The sequence below is a fragment of the Sphingomonas sp. QA11 genome (assembly GCF_028473665.1).
Lineage (GTDB): Bacteria > Pseudomonadota > Alphaproteobacteria > Sphingomonadales > Sphingomonadaceae > Sphingomonas > Sphingomonas phytovorans.
In genome coordinates, this window is sequence record NZ_CP098774.1 from 905,809 (window position 1) to 929,180 (window position 23,372).

The window sequence follows — 23,372 nt, forward strand, 5'->3', positions numbered from 1 at the left end:
GTGGTGTCAGAAGCCGTAGCCGACCGAGAACCTGAAGGACCGGCCCAGGATCGGGCGGGCCAGGATCACGCCGGCACCCTGCGATCCGATGATGCGCGGATTGCCCTCGGTAAGGCCGATCTGGTTGGTCAGATTGTCGGCGGTCACCTGAAGCTTCAGATGGTCGGCGATGCCCACCGAGATGCCGGCATCAAGCTTGTAGAAATGGGGCAGGAGCTGTTGGTTCTCCGGATCGGAGAAACGATCGCCGATATAGCTGAGCGTGGAGAAGATCGCGACCTTGGCGCTGCCGAAATCATATTCGTAAGACGGCGTCAGGCGCCATTGCCATTTCGGCTGGCGCTGAACCTGCAGGCCGCTCACGTCGATCGAGGTGAAGAAGTCGCGATATTTGGCGTCGAGATAGGTCGCGCTCGCCGCGAGGCTCAGGCCGGTGACCGGGCGGACTTCGCCCTCGAACTCGACGCCGGTGGTGCGCGCGCCGCCGACCGACACCACCGGCACGCCGTTGATGATCCTGCTGACGCCAAGGCCCTTGAAGTCGTTGTGGAACAGGGTCGCATAGGCGCTGACCAGCCCGGTGGAGACCTTCAGGCCGCCCTCATAGCTGTCGATCCGCGGCGCGATCCGGTTCCCATCGCGCAGATTGTCGAAGAAGGGGAAGCTGTTGCCCCGGCTGTAGCGGACGAACACGCCGATCTTCCTGGAGAAATCATAATTCGCGCCGGCCGTGTAGGAGAATTTGGAGCCGCCATAATCCAGGTTGGAGAAGGTGCCGTTCAGCACCGCGGTGTTATTGTTGTACAGCGTCGCCGGATTATTGTCGGTGTCGACGCCGAAGGTATTGTTCTCCAGCCGGCCTGTCACCTCATGGCGCTGCCAGCGGATGCCGCCGTCAAGGCGCAGCTGCGGCGTGATCTGCAATTCGTCGACCACATAGCCGGCATAGTCCTTGCCGTCATAATGGGCGTTGACGTTGAAGGTCGAACCCTGGACGAACCCGGCGCGCGTCGCCTGGCGCCCGTCGCCGAGCGTCAGGTTGAGCCGGCGCCCATGCTCCTCCGCCGTCAGCAGCTGGCCATTGCCCAGGTTCCAGCGATCGTTCGACGAATAGGCCGCGAAATAGCCGCCGACGGTGAGCGTGTTGATCCCGCTCTTGAACTCGAGCGACAGGTCGTTGACGAAGGATTCGATATCCTTGCGCACCTCCCAGATGCCGGCCTGGATCACCTGGGTGCTGCCGGGCACCGCGCCGCCGCCGTTGACATAGGTCAGCGATCCGATCGTGGCGGCCGGCCCGCCCGGGACCGAATAGGTCGCGGCAAAGGCGGCGGCGCTCATCGGCGCGCCGCTCGGGACCAGCCCGACCGTGTCGGCGCTGCCCTTCATGTAGCTGGCGCGCTCGCGGATCTTCAGTCCTTCGGCCAGCCGGTAATCGAAGTTCAGGCCGCCATTGAAGATCCTGGCGCCGCGCCCGTCGGCCAGGTCGACGGTGCGGCCGGTGTTGATCGTCGAATAGCGCGTCTCCTTTCCGGCCAGCGCGCCGGTCTGCGCGTCGAAGCCCGGAAAGTCGCTGATCTTGGTGCCGTTCTGGGTCACCGGGATCGGCAGCAGCCACTGGCCATGATCGTTGAGATAGCGGCCATAGACGAGCAGCGAGCCCTCGCCGAAATCATGCCGGATATTGGCGGTGATCTGTCCGCCCTTCTCGGCGCGGAACTGCGGGTCGCGGATGCCGTTCGACTGGGCGTAATAGCCGCCGATCATCGCGGTCGTATGCTCGCCGAGCGGGCCGGAGACCCAGGCGTCGCCGCGCACCTCGCCGAAATCGGTGGCGCTGATCTTGGCCGATCCCTTCAGCGTGCTGCCGCCCTCGCGCTGCACGAAATTGACCGTCAGCCCGGGCTGGCCAGAGGAGAACAGCGCGCCCGTGCCGCCGCGCACCGCCTCGACCCGCGCGATCGTGTCGTCGATGCGGAACAGCTGCGTGTTCTCGAGGAAAGACAAAGTGGGCGGCGGGAAGATCGGAACGCCGGAGGATTGGAGCGTTACGAATTCCGCGTCGCCGCCCGAGGGGAAGCCGCGTACGAAGATATTGGCGCCGTTCTGGCCGCCCGAGCTTTCGGCGCTGACGCCGGGGACCGCGTGGAGCAGGTCGGCGGTGCTCGATGGCGCGAGTCGGGTGATCGCGTCGGCATTGATCGAGGTCACCGCGAACGAGGCGTCCTGCCGGCGCGTGCCCGCGCCCGCGGTGCCGACCACGATGATGTCGTTGCCGATGTCGGTCATGTCGGCCTGGGGATCTGCCGGGGCGGCGGCGGCGGTCTGCGCATGGGCCGGCGCGCCGCAGGCGATCGCCAGCGCCAGGGGTGCCACGCCACGCAACAGGACATGATGGATACGAAGTGCCATTTCATCTTCCCCTTCCGGGCGCATCTGGTGGCGCCTTGTTCCGGGCTTGTAACGGATCATGAAATGCATTTCAAGAATGATCTGGCTATCGCGCAGGCGCGGCTTGCCCCGACCGAGCGGCCTGCCCTAGGGTGATGCCATGGCCAATGGAGCGAAGCGGAAGAACGACGGCGCGCAGGGCGTGGGTGCCGCGTTGACGATGAGCGACATCGCGCGCCTCGCGAACGTGTCGAAGCCGACCGTGTCGCGCGTGCTCAACGGCAGCCCGCTGGTCACCGCCGAGACTCGCGACCGCGTGCTCGAGGTCGCCCGCGCCAACGGCTATGCGGTCAACCGCAACGCGCAGAAATTGCGTCAGTCGCGGGCCAACACCGTCACCGTCGTGCTCGATTTCGGCTCGCACCGCGCCGGCTCGATCGCCGATCCGTTCATCTTCGAGCTTCTCGCCGGCGTGTCGGAGGCCTTGTCGATCCGCGACCAGGACCTGCTCCTGTCGCCCCCCGGGCTGAGCGACGCCCGCTCCTTCCAGGACCTGTACCGCGCCCGCGCGACTGACGGCTTCATCGTCCTCGGCCAGGGCACGCGCCACGCGCTGCTGACGACGCTCGCCAGGGGCGGCCTGCCGCTGGTGGTGTGGGGCGCGGTCGATCCGGGCGGCCCCTATTGCGCGGTCGGCAGCGACAATCTCACCGGCGGGCGGCTGGCCGGCGAGCGTTTCCTGTCGCGCGGGGCGAAGCGCTGGCTCTTCGTCGGCAATATCGAGCATGCCGAGATCGATCTTCGCTTCCAGGGCCTGCGCCAGGCCGCCAGGGACAGCGGCCAGGATATCACCATCGACCGGCTGCCGATCGAATCCATGGCCTATTCGCACACCTTCCAGGGCGCCCAGAACTATATCCGCGACCATGAGGCGCCCGACGCCGTCTTCGCCTTTTCCGATACGGCGGCGATGGCGGTGATCGGTGCGTTCCGCGCCGCCGGCCACCGCACGCCGGAGGATTATGCGCTGGTCGGCTACAACAATATCCCGCCCGCCGCGCATTTCACCCCCGCGATCACCACGATCGAGCAGGAGACGGGGATCGCGGGCGCGATCCTGGTCGAAAAGCTGATGCAGATGATCGACGGCACGCGGCCGAAATCGGTGATGCTGCCCACCCGCCTGATCGAGCGCGAGACCTAGAAGCGGCGCGGCCGGCGCGATTCAGCCCGGGTGGAGGGGAGGGCGGTGACACGCGGCGGGGCCCTCTCGGGATGTTTTTTCCTTGCGATTCCTCGATCCGGAAACCCATTGATGAAATCGATATCATCGCGCATAGGAAGCGCGAGCAACGTCGATTTCGGACAAGAACGGGCAGAGGGCAGGCATGGATTCGAAGGTGGAGCGGCCGGCTGGGGAGAGCGGTTCGCCTGTTCAGGTCGGCGACGGAGGCTGGGTGCTGACCAGCTTCGGGTCGAACCCCGATCACGAATCATGGGCTGAAACGATCTTCGCCCTGGCCAATGGCGCCATCGGCGTACGTGGCGCGATCGACGAATGCGGCGGCGGCGACGGATCGACCTTTCTCGCGGCGGCCTATGAAGTCAGCCCGATCGCTTATCACGAACGGTTCCGCGGCTTCGCCGAGACCACCGATACCCGGGTTCCCGTCGCCGAGGCGATGCTGGTGCGCATCGCGATCGACGGTGCCCTTGTCGATTTCGCGCGCGCCATGGCCGAGCGGACCTGCCGCCGGATCGATCTCCGCTCCGGCGTGCTCACTCGCGAGACCCGCTGGCTGCTGGCCGACGGCCGGCGGATTGATGTCGCGGCCGAACGGGTCGTCCCGCTTGACGGGACCACCGGCTATGCCCGGCGGATCCGCGCCGCGCCGGTCGATTTCACCGCGCTGGTCACGCTCGCCCCGCATGTCGCGCCTGCCCCCCGCGCGGCGGGCCAGGCCGACGATCCGCGCCTTGGCGTGAATCTCCACGCGCACGGCTTCATGCCTTTTGGCGAGCAGGCGCCCGACCTCGTCGTGGAGAAGTTGCGCGGCAGCGGCATCGCGGTCGGCGCTGCGCAGGTCACGCGCGACGCGGGCAATGCCGACGGCGCAGCCCTGGTCGATATCTTCACCGGCTATGCGGTCCAGCCCGATGCAGACGACGCCGGGGCGATCGCGACCGCCGCACGCTCCACCGCCGCCGCTCTGGCGGCGACCGGCTTCGATTCGCTCGTCGCCCGGCAACATGCGCTGCTCGATGCCTTCTGGCGCAACGCGGTGATCGAGATCGACGGCGACGACGCGGCCATGGCGGCACTGCGCCTCAATCTCTTCCACCTGTTCCAGTCGGCCGGCCGCGACGGCCACAGCAGCGCTGCCGCCAAGGGCCTCACCGGCCAGGGCTATGAGGGCCATTATTTCTGGGATACCGAGGCATTCATGCTCCCGGTGCTGGCGGTGACCGCGCCGGAGATCGCGCGCGCGATGCTCGCCTATCGTTACGAAACGCTCGACGCGGCGATCGCCAATGCCCGCGCGCTCAACCATGATCGCGGCGCACTCTATGCGTGGCGCACCATCGCCGGGCGCGAATGCTCAGCGCATTATCCCAGCGGGTCGGCCGAATATCACATCAACGCCGCGGTCGCCTATGCGATCGGCTTCTACGACAAGGCGACCGGCGACACCGGCTTCCTGGTGGAGATGGGCGCCGAGATGCTGGTCCAGACCGCGCGCCTGTGGATCGATCTCGGCACGCACGAGGCGCGGACCGGGGAATTCTGCATCCGCGGCGTCACCGGCCCCGATGAATACACCGCCCTGATCGACAATAACTGGTACACCAACCGCATGGCCCAGGCGCATCTCCGCCTCGCGGTGGAGGTGGTCGCGCGGGTCGCGGAAGCCGCGCCGGAAAGCTGGTCGGCAACGGTCGCGCGGATCGGCTTCGATCCCGCCGAGTCGATCGCCTGGACCAAAGCCGCCGACGCGATGCGCCTGCCTTATGACGAAGACCTTCAAATCGACGCGCAGGACGACAGCTTCCTGAAGAAGCCGCGCTGGGATCTCGCCGGCACCCCGGCCGACAGATTCCCGCTCCTGCTCCATTATCACCCGATGACGCTGTACCGGCATCAGGTCGCCAAGCAGGCGGATCTCGTGCTCGGCCTCGTCCTCGGCGGCGACGGCATCGATGTGGAGCGCAAGCGGCGCGCCTATGATCATTATGATTCGGTCACGGCGCATGATTCGACCCTGTCGGCCTGCAGCTTCAGCGTGCTGGCCAGCGAGGTCGGCCGCTCGGCGGACGCCTGGCGGCATTTCCGCAGCACCAGCTTCGTCGATATCGAGGACCTGCACCACAATACCGATCACGGCGTCCACATGGCGGCGATGGCGGGAAGCTGGATGGCCTATGTCTGGGGTTTCGGCGGCTTCCGCCTGCGCGGCCCGCTGCCAGGCTTCGCCCCCGTGCTGCCGGAGGCATGGCACGGCTACGGCTTCGGCATGCTGTGGCGCGGCAGCAGGCTCCGCGTCGATGTCGACGCGGCGGGCGTGACCTACCGCAACCTGGACGGCCCGCCGCTTGCCTTCGCGCACCGCGACGCCCCGCTCGTCCTCGCCCCCGGCGAATCCCGGCATTTCGCCGCATGAACGTCTTTCCCCGCCCGCTCGGCGCGATCCTGTTCGATCTGGATGGCGTGCTGACCGACACGGCCGAGGCCCATTATCGCGCGTGGAAGGCACTGGCCGACAGCATCGGCGTGCCGTTCGATCACGCGGCGAACGAGCGGCTGAAGGGCGTCGACCGGATGGGCTCGCTCGATCTCATCATCGGCGACCGGCCCTGCTTCGATGCCGCCCGCCGCGCCGAGCTCGCCGCCCTGAAGAACGGCTGGTATCTTGAGGAGATCACCCATTTCACGCCGGACGAGCTGTTCCCGGGCGCCCGCGCCGTTCTGGAGGAAGCACGGGCAGCCGGGCTGAAGCTCGCCCTTGCCTCGGCCAGCCGCAACGCGCCGCTGCTGCTCGATCGCCTGGGCATTGCCGGCTTCTTCGATGCCGTGGCTGATCCGGCGGCGGTGGCCGCGGGCAAGCCCGCGCCCGACATCTTCCTCGCGGCCGCCGCCGCGACCGGCACGGCCCCGGCGCTGTGCCTCGGCGTCGAGGATGCCGCTGCCGGAGTCGCGGCGATCCGGGCGGCGGGCATGGCATCGCTCGGCATCGGATCGCCAGCGATCCTGCCGGCCGATCGCGTGATCCAGATGATCGGAGACTTTCGGCTGAGCGATTATCTCGCTGGCTGAGATTCTGCTTTGTCGGGATTTCAGCGAAAATCCTTCGAGTCCGCTTGTCGCCGGTGCGCCGCGCCGGAGTCGTGTTGGAAAAGCTGCGGCGAAGGCTGAAATTGGCTGGTTGTTGCCAGTCTGCTTCCGGGCGTAGATCGCGAAAAGCTGAAGTCTGTAGGGCGGTATGGCCAGAGCGATTTTTGCCGATTTCCGAAGGCTTGCCCGCGTGTCAAACGTACGCTCGTCCGCGAGATTGCGCAGCTAGGTTCTGGCGATATGTCCTATCATCTGCGAGTAAACTGCGGGATGCCGAGCATCATCCCGCCTTGTCCAATCGATCAACGATCGCCGCAACGCAGTCGAGAATCGCATTTCGTTCGGTTGCTGGATCGAGCAGCAGACTCAGTTCTTCGTCCGTCGGCCTAGCCGCGTACGCGCCCGCGAAGGCAACGTCGGATCCGATGAGTAGTTCGGCAACCTCCTTCGCGGCACCTCCGCTCGCTCCGAGGGGAAGAAGAAATGCCGACGCCTCCTTCGCAATGGCATATTCCTCGATCACGCCTTCGGCCGTAACGATGGTCTCACCGTCAAACTTGCCGCCGCCGATAAAGACGACGACGCCTGCCTGACGCGCTAATTCTTGGCGCAGCGCCGTCCATCTAGCTGGGTCGGGCATCTCTCCTGCCAGAGGCTGCGGAAACGGCCGGGCAACGAGACGGCGGTTTAGATCCCAGCCCCCGCCATCGCGAAGTGCCTCAAGGAAACCTGCGATCGTGGCCGAGCCAACGAGCATGCCCGCGCCGCTTACAAGATCGCGCCCCGACTTTCCGACCCAACGCCCGACATCCTCAGCCAGCGAATAGATATTCGCTGGAGCAGGTCCGCCATCTTCGACCGGCCAACTTCCGCTGACCCAGATCCGCCGCGCGGCCACGCGCCGTTCGATCTGGCGGAGCAGTTCGGGGACTTCTTCATAATCGTCGATCTCGACGGCGATCAGCCCATAGCGGCGAAGGTCTTTCGCCCAAAGCGTATGTTGAGCGAGCCTAGCCTTGAACTCGTCCTCCGAATCGAAATCGTCCGGCTGCGGCGGCCGCACGATCGCGAAGTGTTCGGGCGGCGCGTCGGTGAAACTCTCGCGTATGAGCGAGAGGACGTGACGGATATTGGGATCGGTAAAGCTGAGGCCGACGAAGAGCATCGACATGCTCGTCAGATGCGATTGAAGAAGCGGTAGGAAGGCGCCGCGCCGCGAGCGGAACAACTCATAGTCGTCGGTAGAAATGACGATATCGTCGAGCCTGTCTACCGAGCCATGCATCTTGTAGAGGCGCGCGGCCCCGGGCTTCGGTTTCAGCGACAGGTCCTTCGCACCCGAAATGGTGTCGAGCGGTCGGTCGATGGTGTCGAAGGCTCGCTCGACAAGCCTGTCATAATTGGTTGTCCATATGTGGCCGACTGGGAGGCGTGCAATAACTTCGAGCGTTGCTGGGACGGGATAATCCTTGCCAATCTGTTCCTTGATCACGTTGCGCACGCGTGTCGCGCTCCCGCTCTCCTGGATGCTCCATTGTGCCAGCGCGGCGAGATCGTGAATGTCGCGCGAATTGACCCCGAACTCTTCGCCAATCTCGCGAAGAAGCTTGGCCCACGATGGATAGCCCGCTGCCATGGACATACCGGCGCCCACAAAAACTGCGCCTACGCCGCCGTTCAACGCGGCCGGATACTCCTGCAAGAACCGCTTCATCGCAGCTTTTGTCATTACCGCCCCTTCGTCACCGCCAGCCGCCTTGAACTGCCGCTTCGCATCTGAGCCGTATTGGCCCTGATACATTCTTTCCGTTCCCCGCGACCTCAGTTTACAGCAATAGCGGCATCGACGGCTGCGGCGTTTCGAGAGCATAAGCCTCGCGGATTTGCTGAAGAAACTGTGTCTGCCCGCCATAGCTCGGATGACGGACGGGGAGGATCGGCAGAAGGTCGTTGACGCGGCTCACAGCTTGCGACGCGTCATTACCGATCGCGAATATTCGCTTGGGACGCAGCAATCCTATCAGCGATGCGAGAATGTCCTCGCCTGCGCGTCGTTCCTTAGCGTTGTGATTGCGGTTGGTGAAGGGCTGACCCGGCTCATGTGGGTGAAGCGGAAATACATTCCAGAGAAAAATACGCGCTTCGATCTGCGCCAGCATCGTCCATATTACGGCCGCAGTCCGTTCGGCAACGACGGCGCCGATCGTCGGACGGCTAATTTCGACGCCCCAGCGGCTCATGTGCGCGCTGGCGTTAACTTCGTCGGTCAACGCCAGCCCGGTACGTCGTCCACCGCGATAACCGAGATCCCTCCCGACCCAGATGGCATCGACAGGCGCGGCCATCGCGCTTTCGATCATGGCTTCCAGGGCGGCCGCCCGCGTACGCGCCGCATCGACACGGTCGAAAGTTTCGCACCGATCCACGTAGGGATTGAATGTGTTCTCGAATTTCAAATCGCAAACGGCGCGGACGAAAGGGTGCGTACTCATGCCTGCTCCTCAAGAGGCTCGAATCTGATGGCTCGCGCAGCGCGATCGCCCACGATCCAGCCCCCTTCCGCGTCGTGCAGTTGCCTGAAAACCTTATAGCCGTCCAGAATGGCGCGCTCCCACAATTTTGGCGGACATTTGGACACTTCGTAGCCAGCGACAAACTCGCTAATGGTCTTCAGCAGGCCAAAGGAAATGCGCGTCTGATCCTCGAAGAAATTGAGTTCCTTGGCACGTGAGAAGATCCACGCCGTGAGCCCTTCTTCGACGACGATGGCCCGACCACTATCCTGTTCCTCGTCATATTCCTTCTTGCTCTTGCGCTTCTGCTTAATGAGTGCGCGCATGACCGGCGACCAGTGAAGGATTGCCGCGTGAGCGAAATGAAACACGTCATGAAATCGATAGCCATCGCGATCGGCGATGTTGTCCGTTAGCGGATCGCCAATGAACACGTCATTCCATTGCAGATAGGTACGCCCGCTTGCCCGCTGGCTGACCTTAATCCGGAATTGCTGCGGCAACTGTTCTTCCGGGAGAAATCCTTCGTCAAAATCGCACAGCTCGGTAGGATTGGGTGGGAGAAAAGCGCCGCGCGTCTTGCGAATATTGCTGCGAACGATCGTCGAGAAATCAAGTCCAGCGCCGCTTAGTGCCTGAAGATAATGCCCAGCAAAGCCAAGCAGCTCATCGCGCGGGGGCGTGGCTTGGAGAAGCGCGGACGCCGATCGACCAAGGTCGAACAGCGCGGTATCGAGATGGACCGCCTTTTCCGGGACAAGGATGTGCGCCAACGCGCCGTGGCCGTAGTCGCTTGCCGCACCGATCCTCTTGTACGCGCCATTCGCGCTCGCTTCGGAAAATATATCCTCCAGCGCATAGCCGAGACGCCGGCAAAGAGCGGCAAAATACCATAGAGTGTCGCCGAATTCCTCTTCAGCCGCCTTGCGGAAGCCGGGAAAAGCAGCACCTTCGCGCACATTTTTCTTAGAGGCTGACATGATCCCGCCGACCTCGCCATAAAGGCCTAGAAGGACGGGTTGGAGACTATCGGGGCCGAGGACATCGGTTCCCTCGATCTGGGCGACATAGTCGCTCAAAGGCACCGAGCCGCCAAGGCCCTCAATAACCGCCGCCGCCACGACGCTGTCTCCATTCATAGGGTGCGCCCTGATAGCCGAAGTCGCCGATTGATCGGACCCACGCCTCGAAGCGTGTGATCAAACTGGGGTCGTCGAAGACATTGCGTCCGATGCCTTCCTTGCACAGGCCGCGGCCGTCTACATCGACGAGGTTGCCTGGGATCAGAGGGCCATAGCCGCCATAATAAACGAAATCCTCACTCACGAGGACGCGATTGTCGCCAGTGTCGCGCGATATATGACGGAGATTCTGTTGACCCGTATCGGTGGTGTGGAATGAATCGCGCTGTAGCCAGCCGTCATCGGCCTCATTGCGAAAATAGATATTGTCGCCGCAACTCTGCTTTCGGCTCCCATTCCGATACGGCTTTTTGTGGGCGAAGCGCGGATCCGCGTCATATTCCTGGAAGCTGAGAATGTCCGTGACGCGCATCGCGTGGACGAGGTGGCCGCCGCGTAGGATGCGTCGCTGGTTGCTCCCGCTTCCTACCACCCAGTCACCGAGTTTCGCGGATCTGCGAATGCCCGGCTTGCATGTAGCGAGCGTCGCATACCCGTAGAACGGGTTTGGCGCGAAGCCGCTATCATAGCGGACGACATAGGAGTGTAGGCGCGGCATCAGCAGGGATGTTTCTTCAGCGGAACGGTGTCACACGGACCGCCATCGGGTTTCTCCCAGGTATCCTTTCCGTTGATCGCATCGATAATCGCGTCGCCGTTCCAGCCGACCATGGCATCGGCATATTCGGTCAACGCCGCTGGCAAGTCGCATTCCTTTTCACCGTGCTCCCACACACCGACAATACGCTTGCCCTGCTTTGCCGCGTACTCAATTTCCCAATTGACCCAGTCGCTGCCTTTTGTCTGCGGCGACACGTAACAAATGAACACTCCAGCCCAATTGATCGCTGGAGCAAGTATCTGGGTTTTGATGTATTTTTCGTCAGTGGCGTTGTTGAATTTGCCGACATGTATCGACGAGTCCCGGATGCCCATGCCTTTGGGCGCCAGAAGATCCTTCAACTTTTTTAGCCCGGCATCGTCCTTATGGACGTGGCTGATGAACACATTTTTCATGTCGGCCATGCCGTCCCTCCCCCGAGTTCTCTTATTGTTATGTAGGATGAGATGCTGGTTAAGGGAAGGCCGTGATCTAGCTGCCATAACCGACGACCTGATCCATTTTGAATTTATCTGCGTGAGACGGAAGGAACGTGACGATGCGCATGAGTGAGATCGAAGAAGGAGTAAAGCTCAGTGGTGTGTTCGAGATCGGAGGCCGTGCGATCCTCGGCGATCTTACGATATCTAGGGGAGCAACAATACTCTATCTTCACGATGCTGAGTTCTTCGATCTCAAGATGTCGGATCTCGCGTGCATTCGGGGTACCTTGCATGACCGAAAGAAGGTGACCTTGTTATGGTCCACGCTTCGGTCGGGTCCCGGTTCAGCGACCTACTACGGTGACCGCTACACCTTTTACGAGGTGATGCCTGGCTATGTCGTCTTCGGTGCTCATCATCTCGATGTAGCGAAACCGTCAATCGATCAGATTACCTTTCACGTCGATGACGCGGAATCCATCTTCTACGATTTCGATGCCTTTGGGCATGTAATCCATCCAACCGAGGTTATCGATGTGGTTGTCGAGGCGAATGAACGCCTAATCGACCGCAAGATACCGAGGGGACCTTCGCCAGAAATCGCCTATTTTGCCGGTCGCATAGAAGTTGTAACCGTAACAACGGTGTTCGGTACCGTTCGCGTGCGCCACCAATTGGCACCGCCTGATTTCATGGCTAGCCCGCGATCGGCATCGATACGCAACTTCGTGATTGTGGATCTCATTTTTTTTGAGCCGCTTCATCTCGAACAAACGCTGGATCGGGTCATCAGTCTCCTGCGGTTTCTTGAACTTCTGGCGGGTCGACCGCAGAATCTCGACTTCACCGCTTTATGGACGAGAGGAGAAGAACCGAGGTCGGCGCTCAACCTCTATTGGGTTCATTCCCCGGCGCGCCGATCGGAATGGGAACATCGATCACCCCATGCCTCTGAGACACTCGTCTCGGCGGTGGAAGACCCCGAGGGCTTCGCGACGGTACTTTCGCGCTGGCTTGAAAACGATGCGGCGCGACTGGATGCACGCGTAAGGTTCTCTGAAGGCTTTGGGGCACAGCGGCGCTTCTCGATCAGTCGTCTCGTCGGTGCGGCGAACATGTTCGATATCCTGCCCAAGGATGCTTTTTCATTGCCGCAAGCGATCGATCCGAAGGTCGTTGAGGCGCGGGATCAAACCAAAAATATCTTCAAGGCTTTGCCGGACAGTCCCGAGCGAGGGAGCATCCTTGGCGCTTTAGGCCGGTTGGGGAATCTCACCCTTCGGGAGAGAATTCGTCAGCGCGCAGACTTGGTCGTGCGGAACTCGAAGATTAAGTTTGAGCATATGGATATCGTCACTGACGAGGCGGTGAAATGCCGGAACCATTATGTGCATGGTAGCCCGGGTAGTTTCACTTATACCGATCATGGAGGTGTGATCCCGTTTTTGACATGCGCGCTGGAGTTTCTGTTCGTCGCCGCGGATTTGCTGGATGCTGGGTGGGACATCGATCGATGGGCAAAGCAAGGCTCCGTCGGTGCGCACCCGTTCAGCGAACTGGTTGTCGAATGGAACCATCACGCACAGGTGCTCCTTGATCTGCGCGCGAAAACATCGTCATCACGCGGCGATTGTGCGGGAGCCGGCTGACTCAGTCGCCAGCGTCGTCCAATTGCCACTCAACTCGCCAAAGGTTTTATCGCAAGCTTGCGGCGAACGTCGTCCCAGCCGCTTCATGCCGCGCGCGAGCGCCATCCGGGCCTCGGATGGTCAGGCGGAAAAAGGGCCATTGGCCGATTCGGAATTGGCTTAAGCAACGGCAGCTTTTGGGATCGGCTGTACGGGTTCTTAATGGCGATAAATGGGGCGCAAAGCCGCACGACACCTAATCAAGACGCTGTTCTGGTGGTACTTCTGCCAATCTATCACCTGTTGAAGCGCCGACTCAGAGAGGCGCGCCAGATCCCGCCCCACACCCTCTCACTCCTCCTCCTCCGCCGCCCGCCGTATAACCGTCCGCCCAATATTCGGATCGTACACGATCTCGTCTGACCATTTCATGTCCGGCGCCTTGCCCCAGCCCGGCCGGTCCACGAACTTGCGCGTCGGCAGTTCCAACGTGTTGTACAGCACCTGCTGGTCGCGCTTCTGCTGGGACTCGGCTTGCTCGACCATCTCGATCCATTTGCGCTGCGCGATCCTGCTGCCCTTCAGCGCGCGTTCCATCATCGCGCGGAACACCGCCCGGTTCGCGGCGATCTGCACTTCCTCCTCGCCGTCCCGCACGGTGATCGTCCGATACGCTTCTTCCAGGATCATCATGCGCGTCGGCTGGTCCGATCCGATCAGGCGATCGCCCGGCCTGCCCGTGCCGCCGCGCACTTTCGGCCTGCCCCGTGGGTTGCCCGACCGGCCCCTGGCGAAGCGCCGGCCGACCGGCGGCTTGCCCTTCCCGACGTCATAGGCGGCCGGTTCGATGCCAGCGGCCTCCGCCACATCCTCATCCGCCGTTTTCTGAGTCCCGTCGCTCGATTCAACCCGCCGCTCCACCATGTCACGCACTCGCTATGGATCATCCCGCTCTCACAAGACCCGATTCCGGCGAACAGTTGAATCAAGCGGGGGCGATTCCGGCGCTGGTTCGCCGCGCGCAACGGAACATTTCGCCGGATATCGGCCCGGTTTTCCGCTGTTATGGCGTAACAGGGAAAGCGGGCATCTTGTCCTTGAAATCACGGGCTAATTTCGGCGCGAAAATCCAACATAACAGCGGAAGAAAAAAGAAAATCGGAAAATCCGCCGGCACGCGCCCCGGCGATCCGCCGCGCCCGCGGGTGGATTGCCCGCCATTTCCGCATCGTCCGCGCACCAAAAATCCTCTTCGCGCCTTCTTGTCGGCCCGGCGCGCCGCGCTAGAGTCGCGCAGGACAAGGGGTAACATCATGTATCGGCCAATTTTCTTCGCCTCGCTGCTCGCGGCCGGCTCTGTCGCTCATGCCGGGGACAAGCCGCTGTACGCGCCGGTGCCGGATTGGGTGAAGCCCGCGCCGCCGATCGACCCCGCCACGGTCAGGGACGATTCACCCGTCTTCCTGATCCTCGATAATCAGCAGCGTCTGAAGGACGGCGAGGTCACCGGCTATATGGAAACGGCCGCCCGCGTCGGCTCGACCCAGCTCCTCGACACGCTCGGCACGGTCAAGCTGCCCTGGTCGCCCGACAAGGGCGACCTGATCATCCACCGCGCTGAGATCATCCGCGGCACTGAGCATATCGATCTGCTCGCCACCGGGGATCGTTTCTCGGTGCTGCGCCGCGAGGAACAGCTCGAACAGCGCATGCTCAACGGCACGCTCACCGCGACCATGGCGGTCGAGGGGCTTCGCGTCGGCGACGTGCTGCACCTGAGCTATTCGGTGACGGAGAAGGATCCGACGCTGAAGGGCAATGTGCAGGCCTTTGCGGCGCTTCCCGCCGAGCCCTTCCGCGTCCAGTTCGCCCGGACCAGGCTGGTCTGGCCGCAGGATGTCGATATCCACTGGAAGGCCAATACCGGTGCCGTCCAGCCGCAGGTGACGAGCGCCGGGGGTTATCGCGAGCTGGTCATCGCGCTGCCGCTGCCCAAGCCGGCCGAGATGCCCGCCGATGCCCCGGCGCGCTTCCGCCGTCCGCCGATGCTCGAGGCGACCAGCTTCGGCGGCTGGAACGCGATCTCGCAGGTGATGGCGCCGCTCTACGCGACTGATGGCCTGATCGCGCCGGGCAGCCCGCTCGCCGCCGAGGTCGCGCGGATCAAGGCCGCCGAGACTGATCCGCTGAAGCGGGCCGAGCTGGCGCTCGAACTGGTGCAGCAAAAGATACGCTATTTGTTCAAGGGCATGGATAACGGCAATTACGTGCCGCAGAAGCCAGCCCAGACCTGGAACCTGCGCTACGGCGATTGCAAGGCGAAGACGCTGCTGCTGCTCGCGCTGCTCCACGAACTGGGGATCGAGGCCGAGCCGGTGCTGGCGAGCAGCCAGCTTGGGGATCTGTTGCAGGATCGCCTGCCGACCCCCGGCGCCTTCGACCATGTCTTCGTTCGCGCGACCGTCGCGGGGGAGAGCCTGTGGCTCGACGGCACTGACGGCGGCGCGCGGCTGGCGGATATCCATGATGCGCCGCCCTTCCGCTTCGTCCTTCCGGTGCGGGTGGCGGGCGCCGGGCTGTTGCCCGTGCCGATGCGTCCGGACGCCCGGCCTGAACTGCGCGCCGAAATCGATCTTGACGAGACGGCGGGGGTGGATTTCCCCGCGCCGTTCAGGATGGCGATCACGGTGCGCGGTGCGCTCGCCGAGCTGATGCGCGCCGGATCGATTCAGGCAAGCAAGGAACAGCTTGCCGAGATGGTCTCCAAGCTCATCACCCCCTATCTCGACGCGCCGACGGTCATGACGCGCAGCATCAGCTTCGACGATGTCGCCGGCACCGCGACGCTCAACGCGGCGGGCGTGTCCTATCCCGACTGGAACAAGGAGAATGAGCGCTATCGTTCGACGCTTGATCGCGCGGTCGCCCGGCTGAAATTCCAGCCGGATCGCACCCGGCCGGCATGGCGCGACATCCCGGTCGCGACGGATGATCCGCATCATGTCGTGATCCATGCCAGGATACGCCTGCCCGACGGCGGCGCCGGCTTCACGCTGGAGGGCAACCAGACATTGTCGGCCGAACTGGCCGGCACCAAAGTGGAACGCACCACGAGCCTGGCTGATGGCGTGATCACCACTGAGGACCGCGTCCTGTCGACCGGCGGCGAAATCGCCGCCGCCGATATCGCCGCCGAGCGCCAGCGGCTCGACCAGGCACGGCAGCATCTGCTGCGCGTGGTGGCGCCCGCGACCTATCCCGCGCCCTGGCAGGTCGTGGAGGCGGGCAAGAAGGCGAAACGGTTCGATGCGATCCTGGCGCAGTACAGGCAGGGGATCGCCGATCAGCCGGGCAAGGCGGAGCCCTATACCAACCGCGCCTGGTTCCTTGAACGGATCTATGAACGCGGCCAGGCGATCGAGGACCTGACCCGCGCCATCGCGATCGATCCGGGCGTTGACACCTATCTGACTCGCGCGCGGCTTTATGAGGAAATGGGCGACAAGACGAAGGCGCTGGCGGATGTGGCCGCCGCCCGCAAGGTCGATCCGGCATCGGGCGCCGCGATCAACCAGCTCGCGTCGCTCCTCGCCGACAATGGCGAGAAGGATCGCGCGCTGACCCTGCTCGATCAGCGGATCGACGAGGGCGGCAAGGACAAGCCCGGTTTCATCGCGGCAAAGGCGGAGATCCTTGGGGAGAGCGGCGACAAGGACGGGGCGATCGCCACGATCGACGCCGCCATCGCGGCGACGCCGGGCAGCCCCATGCTGCTCAACGCGCGCTGCTGGATGAAGGGCACGCTCAACGTGATGCTCGATACGGCGCTCAAGGATTGCACCAAGGCGATCGAGCTGAGCGATGCGCCCCAGTCGATCCTCGACAGCCGGGCGATGGTCTATTTCCGCATGAATCGCTTCGATGACGCGCTGGCCGATCTGAATGCCGCGCTCGATCTCGATCCGGGCCTGCCCGCCAGCATGTTCATGCGCGGCGTGGTGCGCAAGCGGATGGGCGATGCCAGGGCGGGCGAGGGGGATATCGCCGCGGCGCGGATGATGACGCCGCAGATCGATCGCACCTACGCGAAATACGGTATTGCGCCCTGATTTTCGTAAAATCGTGTTTCTACTTTGTAAACGGCCCCCGTGTTGGGAGAATTTTCACCAGCGACCACTAATTCTCACCGGCGATGCCTACGCCCGTCTTCCTTACCGTCGATACCGAGCTGATGTGGCGCCACCATATCGACGGGCTCGACCGCGCGGCGATCTACGATCGCTCGATGGAGCCCGCCGGGGTCGGCGTCAGCTACCAGCTTGGGATGCTCGCCCGGCATGGGCTCAAGGCGTGCTTCTTCGTCGATCCGATGCCGGCGCTGATCTTCGGGCTGGAGCCGACCCGGCGCGTGGTGGAAACGATCCTCGATGCCGGCCAGGAGGTGCAGCTTCACCTCCACCCGCACTGGACCGGCGCGAAGCTCGGCGACGGCGGGACCAGCTTCGCCCGGTTCGAGATGGGCGATTATTCGCGGAGCGAGCAATATGACCTCATCGTGGGCGCCACCGAATTGCTCGCCGCGGCCGGCGCCCCGAACCCGATCGCCTTCCGCGCCGGCAGCTACGGCGCGAACGACGATACGCTGCGGGCGCTCGCCTCGCTCGGGTTCCTCTACGACAGCAGCCACAACGGCGCGGAGCATCCCTGGCCAAGCGCGATCGGCTTGCCGCCGGGCCATATCTCGCCGGTCGAGCGCCACGGGCTGATCGAGGTGCCGGTGACGCTGATCGAGGATCGCCCCGGGGCGTTGCGCAACTTCCAGATCTGCGCCCTGTCGGCAGGCGAGCAGCGCGCCGCGCTTGAGCACGCCACGATGGAGGATCATGCCGCGGTGACGATCGTCAGCCATGGCTTCGAGCTCGCCAATCGTTCGGGCACGCGGGCCAATGCAGTCCATGTCCGCCGCTTCGAGGCGCTGTGCGCGCTGCTGGCTGAGTGGAGCGATCTCCTGCCCACCGCCCATTTCGCTGATCGTCCCGCCTTGCGTCTCGGCCGCAACGACGCCGCGCTGGGCCCCAACTCGCTCCGCACCCGCTGGCGCCAGGCCGAGCAGCTCTGGTCAAACATGGTCGAGGAGCGCGCCGCATGAACGCCGTGCCGATGCCGCTCCGCTTCCAGGTCGGCGCGCGCACGCTCGCCTCGATCCAGCGCCAGCTGGTCCGCGTGCCGCTGACGCTGGACGAGGCGCTTGACGGCGGGCTGCCCGTGCTGCCGCCGCTCGACCGGAGCGCGCATGGCTATCAGATCACTTCTCTGCCGGAGGACCGTCGCGACGCCATGGTCCTTGCTGGCGGCGGCATGATCGCTTTTGTCAGGCAGCGCTACACGCGGCGCTATGCCGATCTGACCATCGGCTTCGATGCCTGGCTCGACGCCATGTCGTCCAACGCGCGTTCCGGCCTGAAGCGCAAGGCGAAGAAGGTCGCGGCCGTCTCGGGCGGCAAGCTCGATATCCGCCGCTTCCGCACGCCGGAGGAGATGGCGGCGTTCCACGACATCGCGCGGCGCATCTCGATACGCACCTATCAGGAAAAGCTGCTCGGCGACGGCCTGCCTGATGATTCGGCCTTCCTGCACTCGATGTATCAGCTCGCGGCGGCGGATTCGGTGCGCGGCTGGCTGCTGTACATCGCCGGGGAACCCGCGGCCTATCTCTATTGTTCGATCGGCAGCGGTGTCGTCCGCTACGATCATGTCGGCCACGATCCGGCATTCTCCGACCTTTCCCCCGGCGGGGTCCTCCAGATGGAGGCGATGCGTGACCTCTTCGCGGAGGAGGGGCTGACCCGTTTCGACTTCACCGAGGGGGACGGCCAGCACAAGCGCCAGTTCTCGACCGGCGGCGTCGAGTGCCTCGACATGCTCCTTCTCCGGGCGAGCCTCGCGAATCGGTTGGCGACCATGGCGCTGGGGACGTTCGACCGCACCGCGGCGTTCGGCAAGGATGCCGTCGCAAGGCTGGGGTTGCAGAAGATCGCGAAGAAGATCCGCCGCGCCTGATTTCACCCTCTCCCCCTCCGGGAAGAGGGCGACTACACCCCGGGCATGCATCTTCGCGCCGAAGCCCTGGTCCTCGCGATCCGCCAGCATGGCGAGCATGGCGCGATCGTGCGGGCGCTCACCGCCGACCACGGCCTGCAGCCCGGCTATGTCAGGGGCGGCCGGTCCCGCCACATCCGCCCGATCCTGCAACCGGCGAATCTCGTGTTGGGCGAATGGCGCTCCCGCACCGAGGACCAGCTCGCCGGCCTCACCGTCGAGCTCGTCCACAGCCGTGCCCCGCTCTTTGCCGAGCCGCTGCCCGCCGCCGCGCTCGAATGGGTGACCGCGCTGACCGCCACCGCCTTGCCCGAGGCACAGCCCTATCCGCGCCTCCACGCCGCGCTCGATGGCGTGATCGGCGCGATCGAGGCGGCGCCCGCCGCGCGTGGCTGGGCGGTGGCGCTTGCCCGCTACGAGCTGCTGCTGCTCGCCGAGCTTGGCTACGGACTGGAGCCAGATCGCCTGCCCGATATCCTGCGCACCGGCGGGGAGGCCGGCTGGGCCGATATCCTGGCCGCGCTTCGCCTCACCGGCCAGGCATTGGAGAGCGATATCCTCACTGATCGCCGTGCGGAAACACTCGCTGCGCGAGGCCGGCTGATCGACCGCCTCAAAAGGGCGGTTGCGTGATCCTCGGCTGGGCGGCAAAGGCGGCGCACTCCGTTCGCCCCGCGCCTGGGGGTGTCCTTCCCGCTGTCGAAGAAGAGCGGAGCTTCGACTGGCCCAGCCCGAATGGATTCCTCTTGCCCCTGATTGCAATCCTGCCCGGAGACGGCATCGGCCCCGAAGTCACCGCCGAGGCGCGGCGCGTGCTCGAGGCGCTCGATCTTGGCCTGTCCTTCGAGGAAGGTCTGGTCGGCGGAGTCGCCTATCACGCCACCGGTCATCCGCTACCGCCCGAGACGCTCGATCTCGCGAAGCGCGCTGATGCGATCCTGTTCGGGTCGGTCGGCGATCCGTCCTGCGACAATCTCGAACGCGGTCTGCGCCCCGAACAGGCAATCCTCGGCCTTCGCAAGGAACTGACGCTGTTCGCCAATCTGCGCCCCGCCAAGCTTTTCCCCGGTCTGGAGGACGCGTCCTCGCTGCGCCCCGAGATCGCGCGGAGGATCGACCTGCTGATCATCCGCGAACTCAACGGCGACGTCTATTTCGGCGAAAAGGCCATGCGCACTACCCCTGCGGGCCTGCGCGAAGGCTATGACATGATGAGCTATGACGAGAGCGAGGTTTCCCGCATCGCCCATTCCGGCTTCCAGGCGGCCCAGCGGCGTAGCGGGAAGCTCTGTTCGATCGACAAGGCCAATGTGCTCGAAACGTCGCAGCTCTGGCGCGACGTGGTGATCGAGACGGCGAAGCACTATCCCGATGTCGCGCTCAGCCACATGCTGGTGGACAATGCGGCGATGCAGTTGGTCCGCGATCCAGGCCAGTTCGACGTGATCGTCACCGGCAATCTTTTCGGCGACATCCTTTCCGACCTGGCGAGCATGTGCGTCGGCTCGATCGGGCTGCTGCCGTCTGCGGCGCTCGATGCGGCGGGCAAGGGCCTGTACGAGCCGATCCATGGCAGCGCGCCCGACATTGCCGGGCAGGGCAAGGCCAATCCGGCGGCCGCGATCCTGTCAGCGGCGATGATGCTGCGCTTCTCGCTGAACCAGCCCGAGGCCGCCGATCGGATCGAGGCTGCGGTTGCCACGGCACTGGCGAACGGTGCGCGCACCGCCGATCTCGGCGGGTCGCTCTCGACCCACGGCATGGCCGATGCGGTGCTGGCGGCGCTTGCATGAGCGGACCGTTGCTCGATCTCGCGATCGTCATTCCGACCTTCAACGAGGCAGGCAACGTGCCGCTGCTGATCGCCAAGCTCGACGCGGCGCTCAAGGGGCGTGTGTGGGAGGCGATCTTCGTCGACGACAACAGTCCGGACGGTACCGCGGGTGTCGCGCGCCAGATCGCCCGGCTCGACCGGCGCGTGCGGGTGATCCAGCGGATCGGGCGGCGCGGGCTGTCCTCGGCCTGCATTGAGGGCATGTGCGCCACCGCCGCGCCGATCGTCGCATTGATCGACGGCGATCTCCAGCACGACGAGACGATCCTGCCGACAATGCTCGATCGCCTGCTGGAGGACGAGAATCTCGATCTCGTCATCGGCTCGCGCTTCGTCCGGGGCGGCGGCACGGGCGACTGGGATCATGACCGCGTCGCCAAGTCGGCCTTCGCGACCAAGCTGTCACGCCAGGTGCTGAAGGCCGATCTGAACGATCCGATGAGCGGCTTCTTCATGATCCGCACCCAGATCGTGCGCGACGCCGCGCCGCATCTGTCGGCGATCGGTTTCAAGATTCTGCTCGATATCATGACGGCCAATCCCCGCCCGCTGAAGTTCGTGGAGCTGCCCTATACCTTTCGCCTGCGCGTCGAAGGCGAGAGCAAGCTGGATCACGTCGTTGCGATGGAATATCTCATCGCGATCTATGACCGGATGTTCGGGCGTGTCGTGCCGGTGCGTTTCGCCATGTTCGCGGCGATCGGCGCGCTGGGCGCCGGTGTGCATTTCCTTGTGCTGGGACCGTTATTCAAGGAACTGGCGTTCGGCTTTCTCGTCTCGACCATCATCGCGACGATCGTGGCGATGACCTTCAACTTCTTCCTCAACAACGCGCTGACTTACCGCGACGGCCGGCTCAAGGGCGCGAAGCAATTGTTCGAGGGTTGGGTATCGTTCTGTGCGGTGTGCGGCGTTGGCGCGATTGCCAATGTCGGCGTTGCCGCCTTTCTCTACGATGCACGGTCGGACACCTGGGCCTTTTCGGCGCTGGCGGGGATCATGGTCGGAGCGGTCTGGAACTACGCTCTGTCGTCACGATTCACATGGGGGCGTTACTAGGGGCTGGGCCCTTAGCGCAGGCGCGCCTCAGTGTATTGGCCTGCATTTTTCTTCGAGTTGTATTTCACCTGCTGCGCAGGCAAGAGTCGATGAATGCGGGGCGTATCGGCACTTGTTTTCCTGAATGCCGCCCGTGCACGAATTGCCACGAATGGCATTCGCGGGCTTAGCCTGCGCTCGGTCGCGCAGGATGCGGGAACCTCGCTTGGCTCGCTCAACTATCGGATTGGCGACAAGGCGGCGCTGATCGCCCATCTCGTCGAAGAAGAGCGCCTGGAGCGTCAGGCGGTGCATGCGGCGTGGCTCGCGCGGATGGCTGGGCTCGACCTGGGAGTGCCGCCGGTCCTGGCGGCAATCATCACGGCCTATCTCGACCAGGCGTCGACGGTGCGGCGCGACGCTGCCCTGACCGGATGCGAACTGCTGCTCGAAGCGGGACTTGATCCGGCGGGCTATCCCGGCATTGCCAACCTCCTAGAGGACGAAGAGGATTTCTGGAGCGGGGCGCTGGCCCGTCGATACGAGGCGAGAGCCATCGTGTTCGGCCGGGCGATCGCTTGTTATTGCCGGGACGAGCTGCCCTTCTCGATCGCGGCGGGACACGATCCCGATTATCGGCTGCTGCGTGCGGCGACGATCGGCCGGCTCGCCGAAGGGCTCGCGGGGAACGGGGATGGGCTTTCTCTGCATTTCGAAACTCTCGTCGCCGCTTGCGGCATCAGTCCGGCAACCGCGCCCTTGCCGGTTGACCTCCCCGCCGGGTCGAAAAAGGCCGAGTTGGCCCGATATATTGCCGATGTCATCGTCGATCAGGGGGCGGCGAGCGTCACACACCGGCTGGTCGCCGCACAGGCCGGTGTGCCCAATTCGAGCGTGGCGCATCACTTTCGCACCCGGGACGATCTGCTCGATGCCGGCATGGAGGCACTGATCCTCGAAATGCGGCGCGAATTGAACGGGGCGGGAGAGCCGGATTCCGCCCGGCGTTTCGGCCCGGCCGTTATCCGCACGACCCACTCAATCGCGCTGGCGGCGGCGCGAGATCAAGCGATGGTCCCGTTCGCGCTCGATATGCGTCGGCGCCGCGCCGAGAACGTGCACGAGGCTGTCGGTGAGGCGATCGGTGGCGCGACGGGGCTTGACCGCGCGGCGAGCCAGACGGCTGTGCTGATATTGGTCGGGGCCGGGCTAGCTGCGCTGGCATGCGGCCGCAGCGAGCAGGATGTCGTCACACTTGATCAACTTGCCGCATTGCGAGCGGGTTTCGCTGCGTGCGACGATAGCTGAGATGCG

At 64.2% G+C, this 23,372-nt stretch carries 19 protein-coding genes; 11 read left to right on the plus strand and 8 right to left on the minus strand.

Translation table 11 applies throughout. The annotated features are described in order from the left end of the window. Positions 1-6 precede the first annotated feature (6 nt). Positions 7-2,412, minus strand: a complete 2,406-nt coding sequence (locus NDN01_RS04225) for a TonB-dependent receptor domain-containing protein (protein WP_272626078.1) — start codon at positions 2,410-2,412, stop codon at positions 7-9. 139 nt (positions 2,413-2,551) lie between these two features. Here NDN01_RS04225 and NDN01_RS04230 point away from each other — a divergent pair, with 139 nt between their 5' ends. The 3 genes from NDN01_RS04230 (at position 2,552) to pgmB (ending at position 6,703) form a co-directional block, all read left to right on the plus strand. Continuing rightward, a complete protein-coding gene (locus NDN01_RS04230; RefSeq protein ID WP_272626080.1) occupies positions 2,552-3,595 on the plus strand; it encodes a LacI family DNA-binding transcriptional regulator in 1,044 nt (347 codons plus the stop codon). A 184-nt stretch (positions 3,596-3,779) separates the two neighbouring features. Continuing rightward, positions 3,780-6,050, plus strand: a complete 2,271-nt coding sequence (locus NDN01_RS04235; protein ID WP_272626082.1) for a glycoside hydrolase family 65 protein — start codon at positions 3,780-3,782, stop codon at positions 6,048-6,050. Further along, positions 6,047-6,703, plus strand: a complete 657-nt coding sequence (gene pgmB / locus NDN01_RS04240) for a beta-phosphoglucomutase (RefSeq protein ID WP_272626083.1) — start codon at positions 6,047-6,049, stop codon at positions 6,701-6,703. Before NDN01_RS04235 ends, pgmB begins: the two co-directional genes overlap by 4 nt. 298 nt (positions 6,704-7,001) lie before the next feature. On the opposite strand, the gene NDN01_RS04245 is transcribed toward pgmB, so the two are convergent. Genes NDN01_RS04245 through NDN01_RS04265 form a run of 5 tightly spaced genes read right to left on the minus strand, consistent with a single transcriptional unit; the run spans position 7,002 to position 11,441 of the window. Further along, positions 7,002-8,522 carry an SIR2 family protein gene (locus NDN01_RS04245; protein WP_272626085.1) on the minus strand — a complete coding sequence of 507 codons (1,521 nt, stop codon included), beginning with the start codon at positions 8,520-8,522 and terminating at the stop codon, positions 7,002-7,004. Between the two features lie 25 nt (positions 8,523-8,547). Next, the gene (locus NDN01_RS04250; RefSeq protein ID WP_272626086.1) at positions 8,548-9,213 is read right to left on the minus strand and encodes a uracil-DNA glycosylase; all 666 of its coding nucleotides are present in this window, start codon (positions 9,211-9,213) and stop codon (positions 8,548-8,550) included. Then, the gene (locus NDN01_RS04255; protein WP_272626088.1) at positions 9,210-10,355 is read right to left on the minus strand and encodes a nucleoside triphosphate pyrophosphohydrolase family protein; all 1,146 of its coding nucleotides are present in this window, start codon (positions 10,353-10,355) and stop codon (positions 9,210-9,212) included. The genes NDN01_RS04250 and NDN01_RS04255 overlap by 4 nt, the downstream gene beginning before the upstream one ends. Next, positions 10,336-10,974: a hypothetical protein gene (locus NDN01_RS04260; protein WP_272626090.1), complete on the minus strand. Its 639-nt coding sequence runs from the start codon at positions 10,972-10,974 to the stop codon at positions 10,336-10,338. Before NDN01_RS04260 ends, NDN01_RS04255 begins: the two co-directional genes overlap by 20 nt. Continuing rightward, positions 10,974-11,441, minus strand: coding sequence for a TIR domain-containing protein (locus NDN01_RS04265; protein WP_272626092.1), 468 nt, complete (start codon positions 11,439-11,441; stop codon positions 10,974-10,976). The genes NDN01_RS04260 and NDN01_RS04265 overlap by 1 nt, the downstream gene beginning before the upstream one ends. A gap of 140 nt (positions 11,442-11,581) precedes the next feature. Between NDN01_RS04265 and NDN01_RS04270 the strand changes: the two genes are divergently transcribed. Further along, positions 11,582-13,108 carry a HEPN domain-containing protein gene (locus tag NDN01_RS04270; RefSeq protein WP_272626093.1) on the plus strand — a complete coding sequence of 509 codons (1,527 nt, stop codon included), beginning with the start codon at positions 11,582-11,584 and terminating at the stop codon, positions 13,106-13,108. Positions 13,109-13,438: 330 nt separating this feature from the next. Here NDN01_RS04270 and NDN01_RS04275 read toward each other — a convergent pair whose 3' ends face one another. Together NDN01_RS04275 and NDN01_RS04280 are read right to left on the minus strand one after the other, a co-directional pair. After that, positions 13,439-14,011: a DUF5681 domain-containing protein gene (locus NDN01_RS04275; RefSeq protein WP_272628016.1), complete on the minus strand. Its 573-nt coding sequence runs from the start codon at positions 14,009-14,011 to the stop codon at positions 13,439-13,441. Positions 14,012-14,150: 139 nt separating this feature from the next. After that, complete coding sequence (locus NDN01_RS04280) at positions 14,151-14,402, minus strand: hypothetical protein (protein ID WP_272626095.1); 252 nt, start codon at positions 14,400-14,402, stop codon at positions 14,151-14,153. On the opposite strand from NDN01_RS04280, the gene NDN01_RS04285 reads away from it, so the two are divergent. The 7 genes from NDN01_RS04285 (at position 14,401) to NDN01_RS04315 (ending at position 23,366) form a co-directional block, all read left to right on the plus strand. Further along, positions 14,401-17,196: a DUF3857 domain-containing protein gene (locus NDN01_RS04285; RefSeq protein WP_272626096.1), complete on the plus strand. Its 2,796-nt coding sequence runs from the start codon at positions 14,401-14,403 to the stop codon at positions 17,194-17,196. The genes NDN01_RS04280 and NDN01_RS04285 overlap by 2 nt on opposite strands. 83 nt (positions 17,197-17,279) lie before the next feature. Further along, on the plus strand, positions 17,280-18,236 hold the full coding sequence (locus NDN01_RS04290) for a polysaccharide deacetylase (RefSeq protein WP_272626097.1): 957 nt from the start codon (positions 17,280-17,282) through the stop codon (positions 18,234-18,236). Continuing rightward, positions 18,233-19,147, plus strand: coding sequence for a GNAT family N-acetyltransferase (locus tag NDN01_RS04295; RefSeq protein ID WP_272626098.1), 915 nt, complete (start codon positions 18,233-18,235; stop codon positions 19,145-19,147). The genes NDN01_RS04290 and NDN01_RS04295 overlap by 4 nt, the downstream gene beginning before the upstream one ends. Before the next feature lie 45 nt (positions 19,148-19,192). Further along, complete coding sequence (gene recO / locus NDN01_RS04300; RefSeq protein ID WP_272626099.1) at positions 19,193-19,819, plus strand: DNA repair protein RecO; 627 nt, start codon at positions 19,193-19,195, stop codon at positions 19,817-19,819. A gap of 119 nt (positions 19,820-19,938) precedes the next feature. Beyond that, positions 19,939-20,979 carry a 3-isopropylmalate dehydrogenase gene (leuB, locus tag NDN01_RS04305; RefSeq protein WP_272628018.1) on the plus strand — a complete coding sequence of 347 codons (1,041 nt, stop codon included), beginning with the start codon at positions 19,939-19,941 and terminating at the stop codon, positions 20,977-20,979. Beyond that, entirely contained in the window at positions 20,976-22,079 is a 1,104-nt protein-coding gene (locus NDN01_RS04310; RefSeq protein ID WP_272626100.1) for a glycosyltransferase family 2 protein, read from the plus strand. The genes leuB and NDN01_RS04310 overlap by 4 nt, the downstream gene beginning before the upstream one ends. A 93-nt stretch (positions 22,080-22,172) precedes the next feature. Next, positions 22,173-23,366: a TetR family transcriptional regulator gene (locus NDN01_RS04315; RefSeq protein ID WP_272626102.1), complete on the plus strand. Its 1,194-nt coding sequence runs from the start codon at positions 22,173-22,175 to the stop codon at positions 23,364-23,366. Positions 23,367-23,372: the final 6 nt, after the last annotated feature.

What these genes read in the sequence shown, in the direction of transcription:
- NDN01_RS04250 (WP_272626086.1), bottom strand. Translation starts at nt 9,213, where the DNA reads ATGAGTACGCACCCTTTCGTCCGCGCCGTTTGCGATTTGAAATTCGAG.
- NDN01_RS04225 (WP_272626078.1), bottom strand. Translation starts at nt 2,412, where the DNA reads ATGGCACTTCGTATCCATCATGTCCTGTTGCGTGGCGTGGCACCCCTG.
- NDN01_RS04280 (WP_272626095.1), bottom strand. Translation starts at nt 14,402, where the DNA reads ATGATGTTACCCCTTGTCCTGCGCGACTCTAGCGCGGCGCGCCGGGCC.
- pgmB (WP_272626083.1), top strand. Translation starts at nt 6,047, where the DNA reads ATGAACGTCTTTCCCCGCCCGCTCGGCGCGATCCTGTTCGATCTGGAT.
- recO (WP_272626099.1), top strand. Translation starts at nt 19,193, where the DNA reads ATGCATCTTCGCGCCGAAGCCCTGGTCCTCGCGATCCGCCAGCATGGC.
- NDN01_RS04275 (WP_272628016.1), bottom strand. Translation starts at nt 14,011, where the DNA reads ATGGTGGAGCGGCGGGTTGAATCGAGCGACGGGACTCAGAAAACGGCG.
- NDN01_RS04285 (WP_272626096.1), top strand. Translation starts at nt 14,401, where the DNA reads ATGTATCGGCCAATTTTCTTCGCCTCGCTGCTCGCGGCCGGCTCTGTC.
- NDN01_RS04315 (WP_272626102.1), top strand. Translation starts at nt 22,173, where the DNA reads ATGCGGGGCGTATCGGCACTTGTTTTCCTGAATGCCGCCCGTGCACGA.
- NDN01_RS04310 (WP_272626100.1), top strand. Translation starts at nt 20,976, where the DNA reads ATGAGCGGACCGTTGCTCGATCTCGCGATCGTCATTCCGACCTTCAAC.
- NDN01_RS04295 (WP_272626098.1), top strand. Translation starts at nt 18,233, where the DNA reads ATGAACGCCGTGCCGATGCCGCTCCGCTTCCAGGTCGGCGCGCGCACG.
- NDN01_RS04230 (WP_272626080.1), top strand. Translation starts at nt 2,552, where the DNA reads ATGGCCAATGGAGCGAAGCGGAAGAACGACGGCGCGCAGGGCGTGGGT.
- NDN01_RS04270 (WP_272626093.1), top strand. Translation starts at nt 11,582, where the DNA reads ATGAGTGAGATCGAAGAAGGAGTAAAGCTCAGTGGTGTGTTCGAGATC.
- NDN01_RS04245 (WP_272626085.1), bottom strand. Translation starts at nt 8,522, where the DNA reads ATGTATCAGGGCCAATACGGCTCAGATGCGAAGCGGCAGTTCAAGGCG.
- NDN01_RS04260 (WP_272626090.1), bottom strand. Translation starts at nt 10,974, where the DNA reads ATGCCGCGCCTACACTCCTATGTCGTCCGCTATGATAGCGGCTTCGCG.
- NDN01_RS04265 (WP_272626092.1), bottom strand. Translation starts at nt 11,441, where the DNA reads ATGGCCGACATGAAAAATGTGTTCATCAGCCACGTCCATAAGGACGAT.
- NDN01_RS04235 (WP_272626082.1), top strand. Translation starts at nt 3,780, where the DNA reads ATGGATTCGAAGGTGGAGCGGCCGGCTGGGGAGAGCGGTTCGCCTGTT.
- NDN01_RS04290 (WP_272626097.1), top strand. Translation starts at nt 17,280, where the DNA reads ATGCCTACGCCCGTCTTCCTTACCGTCGATACCGAGCTGATGTGGCGC.